This is a genomic window from Fluviispira multicolorata, from assembly GCF_009208585.1.
Taxonomy (GTDB): domain Bacteria; phylum Bdellovibrionota_B; class Oligoflexia; order Silvanigrellales; family Silvanigrellaceae; genus Silvanigrella; species Silvanigrella multicolorata.
The window spans coordinates 1-255 of the sequence record NZ_WFLN01000020.1; the positions used below are offsets into that span (position 1 = coordinate 1).

Genomic DNA, 255 nt, shown 5'->3' on the forward strand with positions numbered 1-255 from the left:
CCAAATATGCGAAAAGCCAAAGCAGGTTTAAATAGAGAACTGCTATCAAAAGGATTAGCAAAAACAATAGAGTTTTTAGAATATAAAGCTAAAAAATATGGTAAATTAGTTGTTAAAGTTTCACCTCATTATTCTAGTCAGGAATGTGCCAATTGTGGCCACACTCACGCCGATAATAGAAAAACACAAGATAATTTCTTATGTTTATTATGCGGAAATCATGACAATGCTGATATCAATGCAGCAAAAATAATT

The 255-nt window shown here is 31.4% G+C and carries 1 protein-coding gene; it reads left to right on the forward strand.

Going from position 1 to position 255, the window contains the following annotated elements; translation table 11 throughout:
- On the forward strand, window positions 1-255 hold a 255-nt coding region (locus GCL57_RS14695), incomplete at both ends, for a zinc ribbon domain-containing protein (protein WP_152214109.1).